The sequence below is a fragment of the Nonomuraea sp. NPDC049152 genome, assembly GCF_040648355.1.
Taxonomy (GTDB): Bacteria; Actinomycetota; Actinomycetes; order Streptosporangiales; family Streptosporangiaceae; genus Nonomuraea.
Map to the genome: position 1 here is coordinate 1 of NZ_JBEZDO010000022.1, position 18026 is coordinate 18026.

Genomic DNA, 18026 nt, shown 5'->3' on the forward strand with positions numbered 1-18026 from the left:
GACCTAGTTACAAGATCGCGACGCACCGTACGCTGCCCCGGATCCTCCGCCTGACTCACCCTGCGTCACTGATCATCAAAAGTGAGCCAGAGCCCATTCTCACCGCGCTCAACAGGCAGCTCTGCCCCACCTCCCTCCAGGGCCGCCCTTCGAGGGTCACCGGGCCGTTCGAGGTGAAGAGCCCTCGACTCCCGGAGGCTGGTCCTGGCCATGGATCCCGGCTACTGGGGAGGCGAGGTGTGGCTGGCAGGGGTCGAGGTGCGGTTCGTGCCCGACGGGCAGGCGCGGACGCCGGCCGTCAGGAGCGGGGAGGCCGACCTGGCGTCCTACCCGCCGACCGACGGCAGGGCCCCGAGCACCGCGCAGGCCAGGCCCGCGCGTTCCGGGGCGGTCCTGTTCACGGCCGGTGGGATCGCAGTCGGCGGGATCACGGCTGGAGGCGTCAGGGCCGGGAGGAGTCAGGGCCGGGAGGGGCGTCAGGGCCGGGAGGAGTCAGGGCCGGGAGGCGAAGGCGCCTGGGGAGATGCCGACCTCTCGGGCGGCGGCCATGTGCGCGTGTTCGAGCAGCCGGGGCCGCGACAGCACGTTCGGGTGCAGCGTGTAGCGGATGATGAGCCCGTCCAGCATCGCGTCGATGCGCTCGGCCGCCCCCGCGGGGTCCTCGCAGGTGAACTCACCCGTGTCGGCCCCTTCGGAGATCACCTGCTCCAGGGCGCGCAGCCACGTCGTCTCCAGCTCCAGCACGATCGTGCGGACCGCGGGCTCCCTGAGCGCGGCGTTCCACGCGTCGATCCACAGCAGCCAGCTCTGGTCGGACCGCGACTGCGGGATGTAGAAGCGCAGCACCCTGTCGAGGCGTTCGACGGCGCCGCCCTCGCCGGTGACGAGCTGGTCGAGCCGGGCGCTCTCGATGTCGAGCGTGGCCCGCAGCATGGCGGTGATCAGCTCGTCCTTGGTGGCGAAATGGTAGTGGATGAGCCCGCCGCTGACGTTGACCGCCTTGGCGATGTCAGCGACTCGCGTGTTGGCCAGGCCGCGTTCGAGCACGACCTTGCGGGTGGCCTCCAGCAGCTCGGCCCTGCGCTGGTCAGCCTGGTCCGCCCTGCTGCCTCGGGCACCGTCCGCACGTCGCACCGGCCAAGAGTAGCCGATGGCCAGGAACGGTCGGCGCCCGAGGCCGCCATGGGTCATGGGCGCTCACGTGGCGTCACGAGGCGCAGCGGTACAGGCCCTCGTGGCCGTCCACCGGCGCGCAGTTCTCCCGCACCCACGCGGTGACCTCGGCGCTGCCCCTGTCCTGCCCGCCGCCGCTCAGGACGTACTTCAGCCGTCCCGAGGCGACGAGCTCCCGAAGCCGGTCGACGCTCATCGCCGGGTCGGAGCCGGTGAAGCCGCCCATCGCGATCACGGGCTTTCCGGTCTCGAGGATGAGCGAGGAGGCCTGTCCCGCGCTCCCGACCGCGACGAGCCAGGTGGCGCCCTCCTGGTGCTGCTCCAGGTAGGCGGTCAGCTCGGCGTCGACCTCCCGCCCTGGACCACCGCCACCCCGCATCCGGTCGCCGTCCTGGCCGGGCTGGCCGTCCTGGCCGTCCTGGCCGGGCTGGCCCGTGAGAGGCGGGCTGGGCTGGCCCGTGAGAGGCGGGCCGTCCTGGCCCTGCTGCCCCGGGGGCCGGCCGGGGAACCCGCCGGGGCTGCCCTGGCCGAAGCGACCCATGCCGCTCGAAGGCCCCGCGGTCGGGTTGGTCCCGTTGACCGGCGAGCCCAGCGTCGTCACCGCGTACGCCGCGGGCCCCGCCAGCCCGGCGAACAGCGCCACGACCACCGCCCCCGCGGCCGGCCACCACGCCGTCCGCCGCCCCGCTCCGCCGGCGCGCAGCCGACCGGCCCTCAGCCTCGCGACCACCAGCCCGGCGACCGCGAGCGCCGCCGCGACGGCCACCGCCCACGCCAGCCACGGCACGAACTCGTTCGTACGGCGCAGCACCACGAACGCCCACGCCCCGGTCAGCGCCACCGCCGCCGGCAGCACCCACGCCCACGCCCTCGACTCCCTGTAGCCCCGCCACATCAGCACGCCGCCCATCCCCGTCACCGCGGCCACGGCCGGAGCCAGCGCGGTGGCGTAGTACGGGTGGAAGGTCCCGCTGGAGAAGCTGAACACCGCGTAGTGGACCAGCAGCCAGCCGCCCCATACGAGCCAGGCCGCGCCGTGCTCCCGCAGCGTCCGCCGGTTGAGGGCCGCGAACACCAGCGCCACGGCGCAGAACGGCAGCAGCCACGAGATCTGCCCCGCCATGACGTCGTTGAACAGCCGCCCCGCCCCCGACTCGCCGCCGAAGGAGGGGCCGCCCCGCCCGCCGCCCTGACCGAAGATCCGGCCAAGCCCGTTGTAGCCGATGACCAGGTCCCACACCGAGTTGTCCGTCGATCCGCCCACGTACGGCCGTGACGCGGCGGGCCACAGGTCGACGACCACCATCCACCACGCGCTGGAGACCGCCAGCACGACCCCCGCCGCCAGCAGGTGCCGGATCCGCCGAAGGAACGGCGCCGGCGCGCACACCGCGTACGCCACGACGAAGGCGGGCACCACCAGGTAGGCCTGCAGCATCTTGGCGTTGAACGCCAGGCCCACCAGCAGCGCGCACAGCAGCAGGCGTAGCCGTCCCCTCCTGATCGCCTCCAGGGCGAACCACGCGGCGCTCACCAGGAGCAGCACGAGGACGGTGTCGGGGTTGTTGTCGCGGTTGATGGCCACCGTGATCGGCGTCAGCGTCATGACGACCGCCGCGACCAGCGCCGCGGCGTGGCCCGCGCTGCGCCGTACCGCGGAGAAGACGACGGCGACCGCGGCCACGCCCGCCACGGCCTGGGGCAGCAGCATGCTCCACGTGCCGAACCCGAAGATCCGCGCCGACAGGCCCATCACCCAGAGCGCGAGCGGCGGCTTGTCGACAGTGATGAACGAGCCCGGGTCGAGGGCGCCGAAGAAGAAGGCCTTCCAGCCCTTGGTGCCCGACAGGATCGCGGCGGAGTAGTACTCGTTGGCCATGCCGCTCGACGCCCACGCGTACAGGACGAAGGCGACCGCGAGCACGCCCCACAGCGCCGGCCGCGACCAGCGCGGATCGTCGCCGGAGCCGAGGAAGGCGCGCGCGGGCCGTCCCCTCCTGGCCTCGGCCCCGCGGGCGGGTGGCGTGGTGACGGTCATCGGCCGTTCCTCCGCTTCGGGTTGAAGACCCACACCCGCAGCAGCAGGAAGCGCACCAGCGTGGCGAGAGCGTTGGCGACGATGACGGCCATCAGCTCCGCCCAGTGCGGGGCGCCCTCGGGCACCATGGCCAGTCCGCCCGTGGTCAGCGCGAGCCCGACGAAGAACGCGACCAGCCCCTCGACCTGGTGGCGCAGCGCGCCCGTGCTTCCCTTCACGCCGAAGGTGAAGCGGCGGTTGGCGGCGGTGTTGGCCACGGCCGTCGTGAACAGTGCGACGGCGTTGGCGACGAGGGCGGGCACGAGCAGGCGCAGCAGCGAGTAGAGCGACAGGTAGCTGACCGTGCTGACCACGCCGATGACGGCGAAGCTGGACAGTTGGCGCGCCATGCCCTTGGGCAGCTCAGCCTGCTGGACGCGCGGCGGGACCGGGATGCTGGCCGCCCCCGACAGCGCCTTGCGGGCGACCCGCGCCATGCCCCTCAGATCGTCCATGGCCGTCTTCACGATGTCGACCCTGCTGTCGGGGTCGTCCACCCAGTCGACGGGCACCTCGTGGATGCGCAGTCCGTGCCGCTCGGCCAGGAGCAGCAGCTCGGTGTCGAAGAACCACTCCTGGTCCTCGACAGCGGGCAGCAGCGCCTGCGCGATCTCGGTGCGCGCGGCCTTGAAGCCGCACTGCGCGTCGGAGAACCCGGCGCCCATGACGCCGCGCAGCAGCAGGTTGTAGACCCTGGAGACGAACTCGCGCTTGGGCCCGCGCACCACGTTGGCCGTCCTGGCCAGCCTGGTGCCGATCGCCAGGTCGCTGTGGCCCGACAGCAGCGGCGCGACCAGCGGCAGGAAGGCGCCCAAGTCGGTCGACAGGTCGACGTCCATGTAGCTCACGACGTCGGCGTCGCTGCCCGCCCACACGCTGCGCAGCGCCCTGCCGCGCCCCTTCTCCTCGAGGTGGACGGCCCGCACCCCGGGGTAGTGCGCGGCCAGCTCCTGCGCGATCGGCCAGGTGGCGTCCGAGCTGGCGTTGTCGGCGATCGTGATGCGGAAGCCGTAGGGGAAGGACGTCGTGAGGTGCTCGTGCAGTCTGGCCACGCACACCGGCAACGCCCGCTGCTCATTGTGGACCGGGACGACCACCTCGACCAGGCGCGTCCTGATTGCTGTCTTCATGCGTACAAGGTCGCGATCTCGCCTTGGACATGACTGAGGTCGCTCTTAAGACTGGGTGAGAACGGGCGATCCGGGCAGGCTGATCCGCGCGACCGCGCCGCCACCGGGGGCGTTGTCCAGCCGTACCTCTCCCGCGGCCTCCTGTACGGCCTGCGCCACGATGGCGAGCCCGAGCCCCGAGCCGGGCAGGCTGCGGGCCGAGGGCGAGCGCCAGAACCGCTCGAAGACGTGCGGCAGCTCCTCGGCGGGGATGCCGGGACCGTGGTCGCGGACCGTCAGATCGCCTCGGCGCAGCTCCACCTCGACCTTGCCGCCTGGGCTGAACTTGGCGGCGTTGTCGAGCAGGTTCATGACGGCGCGTTCGAGCGAGGAGGGGTGGCCCTCGACGTACCAGGGATCGAGGTCGGTGGTCACGTCGGCACCGCGCAGCCTGGCGCGGGCGACGGCGGCGTCGACGACGTCGTGGAAGGCCAGCTTGACGTGCGGCTCGTGGTCGGACTCGCCGCGCGAGAGCTGCAGCAGGTCGCCGACCAGCGTGGACAGCTCCTCGAACTGCGCCTTGAGGTTGACGAGCAGGCGCTCCTTGGCCTTGGGCTCGATGGGCCTGCCGGTGTGCTCGCTGCGCAGCAGCAGGTCGATGTTGGTGCGCAGGCTGGTGAGCGGGGTGCGCAGCTCGTGTCCCGCGTCGGCGACCAGCTGCTGCTGGCGCTCGCGGGACCCGGCGAGGGCGGCGGTCATGGCGTTGAAGGAGCGGCTGAGCCTGGCGATCTCGTCGGTGCCGTCGACGGGGATGGTGGTGTTGAGGTCCTCGGTCTTGGCGATGTGCTCGACGGCCTTGGTGAGGCGGCCGACGGGGCGCAGGGCCGTACGGGAGATGAGCAGGCCCGCGGAGGCCGCCCCGAGCACGCCGATGGCGGCGACAGTGGTCAGCAGGACCGTCAGCGTGCGCAGGGTGCCCAGGAGCTCACCGAGCGGCCTGGTGTCCATGATGGCCATCCCCCGCACGGGGCTCTCGACGAAGACGCGTACCGGCTTGCCCGCAACGGTGGTGCCGTTGAAGAGGGCCGAGCCCCCGTGGGCGGCGACCTGACGCACCTCGGGGGTGATGGTGAGCGCGGCGCCGTAGTAGCAGTTCGGCCGCCCGTCGGCGTAGACCACCTGGGTCGCCGCCTGCGGACGGCCGTAGTGCCCTGTGTCCTGGGGGAACGACTGGCACTCTTCGAGCAGCCAGTCGACGTCGTGCAGCTTCGCCTCGGGTCGTTTCCTGCTCTGCTCGTCGAAGGTGCGGTCGAGCTGCACGTACAGCTCGTGCTGGACGATCAGGTAGCAGCCGATCGCCGAAACGGCGATCGCGGCCGCCACCGCCAGTGTCACCAGCAGTGTCAGTCGCGAGCGCAGGCTGCGTCGTCTCACGTGGTGGCCCGCAGCACGTACCCCACTCCTCGAACGGTGTGGATCAGCCGGGGCTCGCCCTCGGCCTCCAGCTTGCGCCGCAGGTACATCACGTAGACGTCCAACGAGTTCGAGGTCGGCTCGAAGTCGAAGCCCCACACCTCGGTCAGGATCTGCTCCCTGGTCAGCACCTGGCGCGGGTGGGTGAGCAGCAGTTCGAGCAGCAGGTACTCGGTCCTGGTCAGGTCGAGACGGCGCCCGCCCCTGGTGACCTCGCGCGTGGAGCCGTCCATGCGCAGGTCGCCGAAGGTCAGCGCGTCGTCCGCGGCCTGCCCGCCGAGCGAGCTGCGGCGCAGCAGCGCCCGGACCCTGGCCAGCAGCTCGTCCAGCTCGAAGGGCTTGACGAGGTAGTCGTCGGCCCCCGCGTCGAGACCCGAGACGCGGTCGCCGACGGCGTCGCGGGCGGTGAGCATGAGCACGGGCACGTGGTCGCCGCCCGCGCGCAGCCTGCGGCACGCGGTCAGGCCGTCCAGGCGTGGCATCATCACGTCGAGCAGCACGGCGTCGTAGCTCTCGCGGGCCAGCTCGTCGAGCGCGGCCTGGCCGTCGGAGACGGCGAAGACCTGGTACCCCTCGAACTCCAGGCTGGACTGCAGCGCCTCCCGCAGGGCGGGCTCGTCGTCCACCACCAGCAACCGCGCGCCATCACTCATGGTCACCAACGGTAGACCGCCTTCATGAGAACGTCATGAAGGACCGGTCAGAAGCGCCATCGCGGCGTTGTGTCCTGGAATGCCGCTGACGCCGCCGCCGCGCCTGGCGCCCGCGCCGCAGAGCAGGATGCGCGGGTGCTCGGTCTCGACGCCCCAGGTACCGGCCTCACCGTACGGCCAGGTGAGGTCCCGGTGGAAGATGTGCCCGCCGGGCAGCCCCGCCTCGGTCTCCAGGTCGTGCGGGGTCTTGGCCTCGATGCACGGCTCGCCGTCGGGTCCTGTGAGCAGGCAGTCCTCCAGCGGCTCGGCGAGGACGGAGTTGATCGACCGCAGCGTCGCGGCCACCGCCTCGTCCCGATGCTTCGGGAACAGCCTGGCGGGCATGTGCAGGCCGAACAGCGTCATCGTCTCCGCCTTCAGCCCCGGCCCCAGGATGGAGGGGTCGGTGAGCGAGTGGCAGTAGACCTCCGCCGGCGGCAGGTCGGGCACCGCACCGCCCGCGGCCTGCGCGTAGGCGCGCGCGAGCTGCTCGCGGCTCTCGTTGATGTGGAAGGTGCCGCTGAAGGCCGCGCGCGGGTCGACGTCCTGGTCCTTGAGCCTGGGCAGCCTGCTCAGCACCATGTTGACCTTGAGCTGCGCGCCTTCGGGGGTCACCGGCGAGCGTCCCATCAGCCGGTCGAGTACGGCGGGCGGCAGGTTGACCAGCACCCTCTCGCCGTTGACCGCGTGCTCCCCCTCCGCGTCGCGGAAGGTGACCTCGCCCGAGGGGTCGATCCCCACGATCTCCGCGCCCGTCCTGATGGTGGCGCCCGCCTGCCTCGCGGACTCCTCCAGCGCCCCGGTGACCGCGCCCATCCCGCCGACCGGCACGTTCCACTCGCCCGTGCCGTCGCCGATCACGTGATAGAGGAAGCACCTGTTGGCCAGCAGATCCTCCGCCGGGTCGGCGAACGTGCCGATGAGCGAGTCGGTCAGCACCACCCCCCGCACGGTGTCGTCGGCGAACCGCTCGTCGACGACCTGCCCGATCGGCCGCTCGAACAGGTCGCGCCAGGCCACCTCGTCCCCGACCACCTCGCGCAGCTCGTCCGCGGAGCGCAGCGGCTCGAGGAGGGTGGGCGCGACCCGCTCGGCGACGCGCGCCGTCATGGCGTAGAACTCCTGCCATGCCCGGTAGTCGGACTCGCCGCCGGTGACGCGCCTGAACGAGGCGGCCGTGCGTTCCTCGTCGGCGTTGTCGACGAGGAGCCCGCCGTCCCCGACGGGCGTGTAGGACGCGTAGCGCCGTCTGCGCAGTTCGAGGCGGAGTCCCAGATCCTTGACGATCTTCGTGGGGAGCAGGCTGACGAGATAGGAATAACGCGACAGCCGGGCGTCCACGCCGGGGAAGGCCTTGGTGGAGATGGCCAGGCCGCCCACGTGGTCCTGCCGTTCGAGGACGAGGACGCTGCGCCCTGCCCTGGCCAGATAGGCGGCGGCGACCAGGCCGTTGTGCCCGGCGCCTGCGATCACGACGTCATATGACATGCGACCTATTTGTCCTGAAATTGACCATATCGTCAAGGTGTCACGGGCGGGAGGCGATCGCCAGCAGAGTGGCGGCGGGTCCGGTCAGCGACCTGCCGCGCCGCCACACCGCCCGCAGGTTGCGCACCAGGTTGAGCCCCGCCAGCGGCACCTCGATCAGCCGTCCCGTGGCCACCTCGGCCTCCACCGCGTGCCCGCTCAGCACCGCGGGCGCCGCCCCCGCCTGGGCCGCGCCCTTCACGGCCGCGTTCGAGCCGAGCTCGAGGCGGGGGCTGGCGACGCGCTGGCCCGCGAAGGCGCGGTCCAGCGTCTCCCTGGTGCCCGAGCCGGGCTCGCGCACCACCAGCGGGGTGCCCGCCAGCTCCGCCACCCGCAGCGCCGTACGGCGGCGCGCCCACGGATGCCCCGGCGCGACCACGACCACCAGCCGATCGGTGGCCACCACCCTGCTGGCCAGCCCGTCCGGCACCGCGGGCCCTTCCACGAAGCCCAGCTCGACCTTCTCGCCGAGCACCCGTGCCGCCACGTCGGCGGAGTTCATCACGTCGAGCCCCACCTGGATGTCGGGCTCGCGGCTCTGCAACTCGCCCAGCCAGCGTGGCACGAGGTACTCCGCCACCGTCATGCTGGCGGCGACGTGGAGCTGCGCGGCCTCGCCCTGCCGTACCGCCTCGACCGCGCGCATCAACTCGTGCGCCGCGTCCAGCACCTGCGCCGCCCAGCCCGCGACCATGCGACCCTCGGCGGTCAGCGCCGAGCCGCGGGGCGTGCGTTCGAGCAGCGGCACGCCGAGGCGGCGTTCGAGCCTGGCGATGCGCTTGCTGGCCGAGGGCTGCGCGACGCCCGCGGCCCTGGCCGCCTGCCCGAGGCTGCCCAGCTCGCCGACGTCGACCAGGAGCCGCAGTGACTCCAAGTCGGGCAATTCACTCATAGCCTTAGGCTATGACCTCCCAGTCAAGATCGGTCTACTGGCGGGCCCCGCCGCCCCGAAGACTGGGAGCATGACTCTCACCGCCAACGCGCCGACCGCCCCCGCCTCGGGCACCGTGCGCGCGCTGCTGCCCGGGCTGGGCCTGACCGCCGCCGCGGTCGTCGTGGCACTGGTGGTGAACAGGCTGGTGCCGGTGGTCAGCCCGGCCATCGTGGCGGTGATCACGGGTGCGGCGCTGGCCAACACCGTCGGCGTGGGATCCGCGCTCGCGCCGGGCGTCAGGTTCGCCGCCCGGACGGTCCTGCGCGTCGCGATCGTCGTCCTCGGCGTGCAGATCGCGGTGCCGGACGTGCTGGCGCTGGGCTGGCAGCCCCTGGCGGTCATCGCGCTCGCCACCGGCGTCACCTTCACCCTCACCCCCCTGATCGGCCGGCGGCTCGGCCTGTCGCAGGGCACCTCCCTGCTGGTCGCCACCGGCGTCTCCATCTGCGGCGCCGCCGCGGTGGCGGGCATGCACGAGGCCACGGGCGGCGAGGGCGGCGTCAGCGACGACGACGACGTGGCCAGCGCGCTGAGCGTGGTCGTCCTGTACGGCACGGCGCTGATCGCGCTGCTGCCCCTCATGGGCTCGTGGCTCGGCCTGACCGCGCACCAGCTGGGCGTGTGGGCGGGCGCGTCGGTGCACGAGGTCGCCCAGGTCGCCGCGATCGGCGCGGCGGGCGGCGCCGCCGTGCTCACCGTGGCGGTCACGGTGAAGCTGGCCAGGGTGGTGCTGCTCGCGCCGCTGGTGGCGCTGACCTCGCTGCGCCTGCGCGGCCAGGGCGTGGGCGTCTCCGGGAGGCGGTCCACGCCGCTCGTCCCGCTGTTCGTGCTCGGCTTCCTGCTCATGGTCGCGGTACGTGCCACGGGACTGGTCCCGCAGCCGATCACCGACGTCGCGCCCCAGGTCAGCGGCCTGCTGCTGGCCGCCGCGCTGTTCGGTCTCGGCACCGGCATCGACGTGCGCAAACTCGCCAAGGGCGGCAGGGCGCTGCTGCTCGGCGGCATCGCGACCGCCATGATCGTCACGCTCTCGCTGGGCGGCGTGGCGCTGCTGGTCTGACCAGGGGTAACCTGCTCCTTTTGGAACATTTCCCGGCGATTGGCCCGTTCCAGAAGAACCAGCACCACGCGTCCAAGGAGCACGAACCACCTCATGCCCAGCACGACTGACCCCATCCTCCGCCCGTCCGCCGAGGTCGCGGAGGCGCTCGCCTCCGGAGCGCCCGTGGTGGCCCTGGAGTCCACGATCATCTCCCACGGCCTGCCCCAGCCCCGGAACCTGGAGGTCGCCAGGGAGCTGGAGGACATCGTCCGCAAGGCGGGCGCGGTGCCCGCGACGATCGCCGTGCTGGACGGAGTGGCGAAGATCGGTCTGGACGAGGACGAGCTGGTGCGCATCGCCACCGAGCCGGGCCTGCGCAAGCTGGGTCAGCGTGACCTCCCCGTCGCCGCCGCCCTCGGGGCCAGCGGCGCGACCACCGTGTCGGCGACCTCGTTCCTCGCCGCCCGCGCCGGCGTCCGGATCTTCGCCACCGGCGGTCTCGGCGGCGTGCACCGCGGCTGGACGCAGGAGCAGGACGAGTCGGCCGACCTCGACACCCTCGCCCGCACCCGCATCACCATCGTCTGCGCGGGCGTGAAGTCGATCCTCGACGTGCCCGCCACGCTGCAGCGGCTGGAGACGCGCGGCGTCACCATCGCCGGCCTGCGCACCGACACCTTCCCCGGCTTCTACCTCCACAGCTCCGGCGAGCCGATCGACTGGCGGATCGAGTCGCCGGAGCAGGCCGCCGCCATCATGCGCGGCCAGGACGCCTTCGGCGGGCCCGAGACCGCGCTGATCGTCGCCAACCCCGTGCCGGTGGCCGAGCAGCTCGACCCCGCGCTGCACGACCGCGTGCTGGCCGAGGCGCTGGCCGCCGCCGAGCGTGAGGGCGTGACCGGCCAGGCCATCACCCCGTTCCTGCTGTCCTACCTGGTGCGCGGCACCGACGGCGCCTCCCTGGAGGCCAACCTCGCCGCCGTCCGCGGCAACGTCCGCGTCGCCAGCGACATCGCGGTCGCGTGGGCACGGGGATGAACACCGGACTCCTGGTGATCGGCGACGTCGTCACCGACGTCGTCGCCATCCACGGCGCCCCGGTCAGCACGGGCACCGACACCGCGGCCGACATCGTGCTGCGGCCTGGCGGCTCGGGCGCGAACACCGCCTCGTGGGCCGCCCACCTGGGCGCCGACTCGCGCCTGCTGACCAGGGTGGGCTTCGACACCGGCGAGTGGCACACCGCCGAGCTGACCAAGGTGGGCGTGCGCCCGCACGTGCGCGTGGATCCCGACCACCCGACCGCCGTGGTCATCGCGATGGTCGACGTCACGGGCGAGCGCTCCATGCTCACCAACCGCGGCGCCGGCGGCCACATCTCCGCCGACGACTGGTCGCCCGACCTGCTGGACGGCGTGCGCCACCTGCACATCTCCGGCTACACGCTGTTCGCCGAGCCAGGGCTCCAGCTCGCCAGGCTGGCCATGAGGTCGGCGGCGGCGCTGGACCTCTCGATCAGCGTGGACCCCGCCTCGACCGGCCCTCTCCGCGAGTTCGGCGTCGAGCGCTTCCTCACCGAGACCGCGCATGCGGGACTGGTCATCCCCAACAGGGATGAGGCGCTCCTGCTGAGCGGCGCCGACTCCCCCGAGGCCGCCGCCGAGCGTCTCAGCGGCCGGTACGGCACCGCGGTGGTCAAGCTCGGCGCGAACGGCGCGATCCTGGCCAGGGACGGACGTGTGACCGCCACGACCAAGGGCAGGGAACGCGCCGTGGTCGACTCCACAGGAGCGGGAGACGCGTTCGCCGCGGGTTTTCTCACGGCGATGCTCGCCGGTGCCGATGACCTGGCATCTCTCGAGGCAGGGTGCGACGCGGGGGCCGACGCTGTGGCCATCGTCGGAGGCCGCCCACGGTACGGTTTGGGTTCCAACCGTCTTTACCCTATTCACACCGATTGATAGCTTGCGACGTAGGCTGCACCATTAGCCACACGCGTCACAACTTTCTGGGGAGGATGCGGTCCGCCGATGGACGTCGAGTCATCGATCTGCCTGAGCGACCTGGTCCCAGCGCTGCGCTGGAGTCGTCCTCAGCAGGTCGCCGAAGCCCTGGCCGACCCTCGCCTCCCCGCCGGCTGGTGGGGCTCGCTCTCACTGTCGCGGGCGCTCGGCACCACCGGCGTGGAGTGGATGTGCGAGCGGCTCGCGCGGCTCGCCGCCTCCCGGTGGGACCATCTGCCGCTGGCCGACGTGCTGCCCGCGCTGCACGTGCATCACGTCGATCCCTCACTGCCCGGCTGGCCCGAACCCGCCAGGACGGTGATCGCCGACCTCGGCGGCTGGCGGGTGCTGCGCCGGTTGAGCACCGGAGATCTGGGCTCGCCCACCACGTCGGCCTCGACCGAGGTCGTGGTGGAATCGGTGTTCAGAGAAGTTCTGGGGCGGATCCCCGCGACGTCGGACGCTTCAGCCGTACGTCCCGCGGGAGCGCTCCCTCAGCGACCGGCGGAGCGCCCGCAGACTCCCTCGCAGCCGCCTGAGGGCGGGTTCTTCGCCCCTCAGCAGGGCCAGCAGCCCGCCGGTCAGCCCCAGCGGCCGGGCGCCCAGGCTCCAGGGCTTCCCCAGCGACCCGGCGCGCAGGACCCCACCGCCGCGCGCCCAGGCGCCCCCGGATCGCCGGCCCCTGGCGGCCCCTCTACCGGCTCCTTCCCCGCCGTGCCGGGCGGGCCCTCGACCGGCTCCTTCCCCGCCGTGCCAGGCAGGACCTCCACCGGCTCCTCCCCCGCCCAGCCTGGCGGCGGGCCCTCGACCGGCTCCTTCCCCGCCGTGCCAGGCAGGACCTCCACGGGCTCCTTCCCCGCCCAGCCCGGGGGCGGCCAGCCTGGTCAGCCCGGCGGCGCGCCCGGTCAACCCTCCAGCGCCCCAGGGCAGCCCGTTTCCGGGCCCTCCGGCGCGCCAGGCCAGCCAGGCGTGCCGGGCCAGCCTGCCGACGCGCCAGGCCAGCACGGTGGAGCTCCCGGTCAGCCGGGCGCGCCAGGGCAGGGCGCGGGTGCTCCCCTGCCAGGCCGGCCAGGGGCGGCCACTCCCCCGCCGAGCCAGACGTCGCCGTTCGCCGCGCAGGCGCAGGGCGGCTCCTACCCGAGCCAGCCCCTCGCCGCACCGGCCGCGTCGGCTCCCGCGGGCGCGCCCGACGACGACTACCCGATGGTCCGCGTGGTCGACGGCCTGTTCCGCTCCTTCGATCGCCTGGAGCTGGCGGTCGCGGTCAACCGCCTGTTCGCGGCCGAGCCCGACACCCTGCGCACCCTCGCCCACAAACTCCTGGTCGACAGGGACGTGCTGTCCCAGGCCCAGCGCAACGCCGAGGAACGCGTGCTGCACTGGCTGCGCTCCTCGGAGTCCGCGCCCGTCACCGGGCACATGTTCCGCCTCACCGAGTGGCTCGGCACCGCGGCCACCGAGGAACAGCTGATCGGCGCCGACCCCGCGCACCCCGTCATCGTGCCCACCCTGCGCAGCCCGCTGTGGCGCGTGCTGGTCACGCTCATGCCCGACCGCCGACTGCAGGACGGCTGGCTCGTCGTCGGCGACCTGACCGGGTTGCAGGCGCGTACCAGGCAGCTGCTCGCCGCCCATCCGGCCGACGCCGACGTGGAGGAGCTGCTCGGCGAGCTCGGTATCAGACGGCACTCCGCCAAGGCGTGGCTCGACGCCCTGCCCACCGAGACGCCCATGGAGATGGCCTCCGCCCAGCCCGACGTCCAGCAGCCGCTGCCGCGCCGTACGCCGGGGGCCAACGGCCACCAGCGCAGAGGCGGGCAGCCCGTCCCGCCCACGCCCCAGGGGCAGATCGACCCAAGCGCCGCCCTGGCGACGCTGTCGGCGCTGTCGGGCGGGCGCTCGCCGCTGCTGGCCGGAGGTTCCGCGCCGCCCCCGCTGCTGGCGGGCGCCCCATCCTCACCGCCGCCTCCGCCGCCGAGCCCCTCCTCCGACCCGCGCCGCTGGCAGCGCATCGACGTGACCCCCGAACACCTGCGCGGCGGCCCCGTGGCCGTCCCCGAGGGGTACGCGGCCCAGCTCGGCATGCGGCCGGGCACCCTGCTGTCGGTGACCGGCCCAGGCGACAACGCGGTCGTCCTCGTATGGCGCGACCAGCAGCCGGTCTTCGACTCGTTGCAGCCGGTCCTGATGCGCCTGAACGCCAGGCCGGGCGACCAGGTCTACGTCACCGTCGACGGCTACCGCCTCGACGCCCAGCTCACCAGCTGACCCCTCCGGGGCCCTCGACTCCTCAAGAGCCCTCTCCCCTCCCCCCGCGCGCACGAGGGGCGGAGGTTCAGGGAGCGGGGATGTCGAACAGGTGGAGGCGGTGGGCGGTGGCCGCCGCCTCGCCACGGGACGCGGCGCCCAGCTTGCCCAGGATGTTGGAGACGTGGACGCTGACCGTCTTCACCGAGATGAACAGCTCGCCCGCGATCTCCTTGTTGCTCAGCCCGCCCGTGACCAGCTTGAGCACCTCGAACTCCCTCGCGGTCAGCCCCAGCCTGCTGTCCTCGACCGGCGCCTCCCCCGTCAGCGAGATGCGCGCCCGCCGGGCCAGCGAGTCGATCTCCGCCAGCAGCGGTGCGGCGAGCAGGCGCTCGGCCAGCGCCCGCGCCACGGACAACCGCTCGGCCGCCGCCTCCCTGCCACTCGCCGCGCCGCCCGAGCCCAAGGACCCACCCGAGCCCGAAGACCCACCCGAGCCCGAAGAGCCACCCGAGCCGGAAGACCCCGAGCCCGAAGAGCCACCCGAGGCCGAGGACCCACCCGAGGCCGAAGAGCTGCCCAAGCCTGAAGAGCCGCCCGGGGCGCCGGGCCCCGAGGTGCCGCCCGTGAGGGCCGAAGGGTCGGAGACGGCGGCGTGGGCCGCGCTGAGCAGCGCCATGGCCCGCTCGTACGGCTGGTCCAATGCCTGCCACGCCCCCGCCGCCTGGTCCCACGCCGCCATGTCGCCCGCGAGGGACGCCGCGAAGGTGAGGCTCAGCGCCCGCTGCAGGTCACCCTTGACGTCGACCTTGGCGGCCACGGCGCGCAGCGCCGCCACCAGTTCGTCGGCGGACGGCACCGGCTCGACGGGGTCGGCGAGGCCGTACCGACCGTCAGGAAGCGGCGCGGCGCTCGAGCCCGCGCAGCCGGCCAGGCCCCGCGGCGGGGCGGCGGTGAGGGCGTGGATCGCGGCCACCATGAACGGCCAGGCGTAACGCGGGTTGGCCGGCAGGTCCTGGGTGCGCAGCGCCCGCGCGATCACCTCGAGCGCGTCCTCCTGCCGCCCTCTGGCCAGCTGGATCTCCAGCTCCCTGCCCAGGTTGGGGAGGATGGTCTGGTCACGGTAGAAGCCTATGGACAGCAGCCCCGCGGCCTCATTGAACATCGTCTCCGCCCGGTCGGCGTCGCCGCGCGCGAGCGCGATATCGGCGCTGAACCCCAGCAGGCTGGCCCGGTACGGCGGCGGCGGCGACAGGTCGAGCGCGTGCTCGACGACCTCCAGCGCTTCGTCCCACCGGCCGAGCGAGACCAGCGGCTCCGCCAGGTTGATCGCCAGGAACGCGCCCGAGGTGCGCGCCAGGCCGTACTCCTCGGCCTGGGCGATGCCTCGCCTGGCGACGACGGTGGCCGCCTCGTGGAGCCCCCATCCCTCCAGCGTGTCGGATTCTGAGATGGCCGCCCGCATCAACGCGTTGTAGGCGCCCGCCGCGACGGCGACCCGCCTGGCCTCGGTGTAGTCGCCGAGCTGCCGCTGGTCGGCCTCGGCGTTGTGGCTGTGGGTCCAGGTCAGCGTGATGAGCGCGTGCGCCTCCGTGGTGGGGTCGCCGATCTGGCGGGCCAGGCGCAGCGCCTCCTCGGCGTGCGCCTCCTTCTCCGCCCAGACGTCCGGCGTGTTGAGCATGCGGGCCAGGGCTTCGAGGATCTTGGCGCGCAGCGGCGTCGGCGGCGCGGCTGGCACCAGGCCCGCCGCCGTGCGCAGGTCGTCGACGTATCCCTTGCGGCCGAGGTCGTAGCTGGCCAGGCCCCTGAGGCGGAGGAGCTTGGCGGTGGTGATCGGGTCGCTGTCGGCGTCGACCAGGCGCAGAGCCGCCCGGGACAGCGAGATGGCCCGTTCGAACTCCCCCGCCAGGTGGGAGACCATGATCTTGGCGCGCAGCACGTCGATGTAGGAGGTCTCGATGAGCTCGGCGGCGTCGGGCACCTGCTCCCACAGCTCCAGAACCCTGGTGAGCATGGTGAGCTGCTCGTCGTAGGCGGTGGCCTTGCGTGCCGCGGCCGCCGCGCGCCACGCGCTGACGAGCGCGGGCCTGACGTCGTGGGCGGCGTGCCAGTGGTGGGCCAGCTCGATCGCGGCCCTGGTGGCGGGGAGCAGCAGCGGATTGTCCTCCAGCGTCCTGGCGAAGCGGGTGTGGAGGCGGGTGCGCTCGCCCGGCAGCAGGTCGTCATGGACGGCCTCGCGGATCAGCGCGTGCCTGAAGGAGTAGCCCTCGCCATCGACGACCAGCACGTTTCCCGCCACGGCCGGGCGCAGCGCCCTGGACAGCGCGCCGTCGTCGAGCCCCGCGACGGCGGTCAGCAGCGCGTGGTCGATGCGCGCGCCGCCCGCGCTGGCCACCCTCAGCAGCTCCTGGGTGTCGTCGGGCAGCCGCTCGACGCTGACCAGCAGCAGGTCGCGCAGCGACTCGGGGACGCTGTCGTGCCCGTCGCCCGCCAGCAGCGCCTCGACGAACAGCGGGTTGCCCTCGCTGCGGGAGTAGATGTCGTCGACGTCGAGCCTGCCGGGCAGCCCGCCCAGGATGGCGACGGCCTGCTCGACGACCTCGCGGCGGCTCAGCCTGCGCAGCTCGAAGCGCCTGACCCAGGCGACCCGCCCGAGCTCGGCCAGCAGCGGCCGAAGGGGGTGGGTGCGGTGCAGGTCGTCGGCGCGGTAGGTGGCGATGATCAGCAGGGGCAGGTCGGAGCGCTGGTAGCGCACGAGGAAGGACAGCAGGTCGCGGGTGGAGCGGTCGGCCCAGTGGGTGTCCTCCACGATGAGCACGGTGGGCTCCCGCTCGGCCAGCCCCTCCAGCAGGCCGAGAACCTGCTCGAACAGCCTGGCGCGCGCCTCGGGCCCGTCACCCTCGGGCTCGCCGAACTCGGGGAGCAGCCGGCCGAGGCCCCTGGTGGAGCCGCCTGGCACCAGCGCGGCGATCTCGTCGCGGCCGAGGTCTCGCACGAGCCTGCGGAGCACCGCGGTGAAGGGGGCGAACGGCAGGCCGTCGGTGCCGAGCTCGAGGCAGCCGCCGATGAGCACCCTGGCATCGGTGACGCGCTCGGTGAACTCGTGGATCAGCCTGGTCTTGCCGACCCCGGCCTCCCCGCCGACCAGGACGGTGGAGGACGCCCCCTCGCGGGCACGGCGCAGCGCCGACTCAAGAGCGGCCAGTTCGTCGGCGCGGCCGACGAACTGCGGGCTCACCATATTGATGCTCACGCCCAACAGGATGCCATCAGACACCGACGGAACTCAGCGCAGGACCTTGCGGTAGAAGTTCGCCGACTGCTCGTAGCCCAGCGCCCGGTAGAACTCGGGTGCGCGGCGGGTGGCGAGGGCGACGTAGCCCGCCTGCTTCTCCCGCGCCCAGACCTCGAACTCCTCCAGCAGGCCGCGGCCTATGCCCTGCCTGCGGAACCCGGTCTGCACCATGGCCTCCTCCACCCAGGCGACCGGCCCGTTGGCGAACAGCGTCAGGTGCACGTAGCCGAGCAGGTAGCCGTGGACGCGGCCCTCGGCCACCGCGGTGAGCACCAGCGCGTCCTTGTTCTGCAGCAGTTGCGGGAAGGCCAGGTCGAAGGCCGCACGCTCGGGCCTGAAGGTCAGCCCGAACTCCCGCGCAAGCGCGAAGATCTCATCAGCGTCGCTCGGCTCCGCCCTCCGAATGTGCAGATCGTCTGAGGTCATGAGGTGGACCATAAATCGTTCCCACTGG

Annotated in this window: 13 protein-coding genes; 4 read left to right on the plus strand and 9 right to left on the minus strand. The window is 73.0% G+C overall.

The window, feature by feature from the left end:
• Nucleotides 1–492: 492 nt before the first annotated feature.
• The 7 genes from AB0B45_RS33155 to AB0B45_RS33185 all read right to left on the minus strand — a co-directional run bounded on the left by AB0B45_RS33155 (nt 493) and on the right by AB0B45_RS33185 (nt 8943).
• The gene (locus tag AB0B45_RS33155; RefSeq protein ID WP_358138617.1) at nt 493–1134 is read right to left on the minus strand and encodes a TetR/AcrR family transcriptional regulator; all 642 of its coding nucleotides are present in this window, start codon (nt 1132–1134) and stop codon (nt 493–495) included.
• 73 nt (nt 1135–1207) lie between these two features.
• A complete protein-coding gene (locus AB0B45_RS33160; RefSeq protein ID WP_358138619.1) occupies nt 1208–3211 on the minus strand; it encodes a glycosyltransferase family 39 protein in 2004 nt (667 codons plus the stop codon).
• Nucleotides 3208–4380, minus strand: a complete 1173-nt coding sequence (locus AB0B45_RS33165; RefSeq protein ID WP_358138621.1) for a bifunctional glycosyltransferase family 2/GtrA family protein — start codon at nt 4378–4380, stop codon at nt 3208–3210. The genes AB0B45_RS33160 and AB0B45_RS33165 overlap by 4 nt, the downstream gene beginning before the upstream one ends.
• 45 nt (nt 4381–4425) lie before the next feature.
• Nucleotides 4426–5793 (minus strand): HAMP domain-containing sensor histidine kinase, encoded by a 1368-nt coding sequence (locus AB0B45_RS33170; protein ID WP_358138623.1) that lies wholly within the window; start codon nt 5791–5793, stop codon nt 4426–4428.
• A complete protein-coding gene (locus AB0B45_RS33175; protein ID WP_358138625.1) occupies nt 5790–6485 on the minus strand; it encodes a response regulator transcription factor in 696 nt (231 codons plus the stop codon). Before AB0B45_RS33175 ends, AB0B45_RS33170 begins: the two co-directional genes overlap by 4 nt.
• Before the next feature lie 33 nt (nt 6486–6518).
• Nucleotides 6519–8012, minus strand: a complete 1494-nt coding sequence (locus tag AB0B45_RS33180) for an NAD(P)/FAD-dependent oxidoreductase (protein ID WP_358138627.1) — start codon at nt 8010–8012, stop codon at nt 6519–6521.
• A 40-nt stretch (nt 8013–8052) separates the two neighbouring features.
• On the minus strand, nt 8053–8943 hold the full coding sequence (locus AB0B45_RS33185) for a LysR substrate-binding domain-containing protein (RefSeq protein ID WP_358138629.1): 891 nt from the start codon (nt 8941–8943) through the stop codon (nt 8053–8055).
• A gap of 70 nt (nt 8944–9013) precedes the next feature.
• Between AB0B45_RS33185 and AB0B45_RS33190 the strand changes: the two genes are divergently transcribed.
• The 4 genes from AB0B45_RS33190 (at nt 9014) to AB0B45_RS33205 (ending at nt 14298) form a co-directional block, all read left to right on the plus strand.
• Nucleotides 9014–10045, plus strand: coding sequence for a putative sulfate exporter family transporter (locus AB0B45_RS33190; RefSeq protein WP_358138631.1), 1032 nt, complete (start codon nt 9014–9016; stop codon nt 10043–10045).
• A gap of 93 nt (nt 10046–10138) precedes the next feature.
• On the plus strand, nt 10139–11065 hold the full coding sequence (locus AB0B45_RS33195) for a pseudouridine-5'-phosphate glycosidase (protein WP_358138633.1): 927 nt from the start codon (nt 10139–10141) through the stop codon (nt 11063–11065).
• Entirely contained in the window at nt 11062–11988 is a 927-nt protein-coding gene (locus AB0B45_RS33200; protein ID WP_358138635.1) for a sugar kinase, read from the plus strand. The genes AB0B45_RS33195 and AB0B45_RS33200 overlap by 4 nt, the downstream gene beginning before the upstream one ends.
• A gap of 69 nt (nt 11989–12057) precedes the next feature.
• Nucleotides 12058–14298 (plus strand): hypothetical protein, encoded by a 2241-nt coding sequence (locus tag AB0B45_RS33205; protein WP_358138637.1) that lies wholly within the window; start codon nt 12058–12060, stop codon nt 14296–14298.
• A gap of 67 nt (nt 14299–14365) precedes the next feature.
• Here AB0B45_RS33205 and AB0B45_RS33210 read toward each other — a convergent pair whose 3' ends face one another.
• Nucleotides 14366–17530: an AAA family ATPase gene (locus tag AB0B45_RS33210; RefSeq protein WP_358138639.1), complete on the minus strand. Its 3165-nt coding sequence runs from the start codon at nt 17528–17530 to the stop codon at nt 14366–14368.
• 33 nt (nt 17531–17563) lie between these two features.
• Entirely contained in the window at nt 17564–17998 is a 435-nt protein-coding gene (locus AB0B45_RS33215) for a GNAT family N-acetyltransferase (protein WP_358138641.1), read from the minus strand.
• Between the last annotated feature and the right edge of the window lie 28 nt (nt 17999–18026).

Bases quoted from the DNA above. Each gene is read 5' to 3' on its own strand.
- AB0B45_RS33160 (WP_358138619.1), bottom strand. From the start codon at position 3,211: ATGACCGTCACCACGCCACCCGCCCGCGGGGCCGAGGCCAGGAGGGGA.
- AB0B45_RS33165 (WP_358138621.1), bottom strand. From the start codon at position 4,380: ATGAAGACAGCAATCAGGACGCGCCTGGTCGAGGTGGTCGTCCCGGTC.
- AB0B45_RS33175 (WP_358138625.1), bottom strand. From the start codon at position 6,485: ATGAGTGATGGCGCGCGGTTGCTGGTGGTGGACGACGAGCCCGCCCTG.
- AB0B45_RS33180 (WP_358138627.1), bottom strand. From the start codon at position 8,012: ATGTCATATGACGTCGTGATCGCAGGCGCCGGGCACAACGGCCTGGTC.
- AB0B45_RS33185 (WP_358138629.1), bottom strand. From the start codon at position 8,943: ATGAGTGAATTGCCCGACTTGGAGTCACTGCGGCTCCTGGTCGACGTC.
- AB0B45_RS33190 (WP_358138631.1), top strand. From the start codon at position 9,014: ATGACTCTCACCGCCAACGCGCCGACCGCCCCCGCCTCGGGCACCGTG.
- AB0B45_RS33195 (WP_358138633.1), top strand. From the start codon at position 10,139: ATGCCCAGCACGACTGACCCCATCCTCCGCCCGTCCGCCGAGGTCGCG.
- AB0B45_RS33200 (WP_358138635.1), top strand. From the start codon at position 11,062: ATGAACACCGGACTCCTGGTGATCGGCGACGTCGTCACCGACGTCGTC.
- AB0B45_RS33205 (WP_358138637.1), top strand. From the start codon at position 12,058: ATGGACGTCGAGTCATCGATCTGCCTGAGCGACCTGGTCCCAGCGCTG.
- AB0B45_RS33215 (WP_358138641.1), bottom strand. From the start codon at position 17,998: ATGACCTCAGACGATCTGCACATTCGGAGGGCGGAGCCGAGCGACGCT.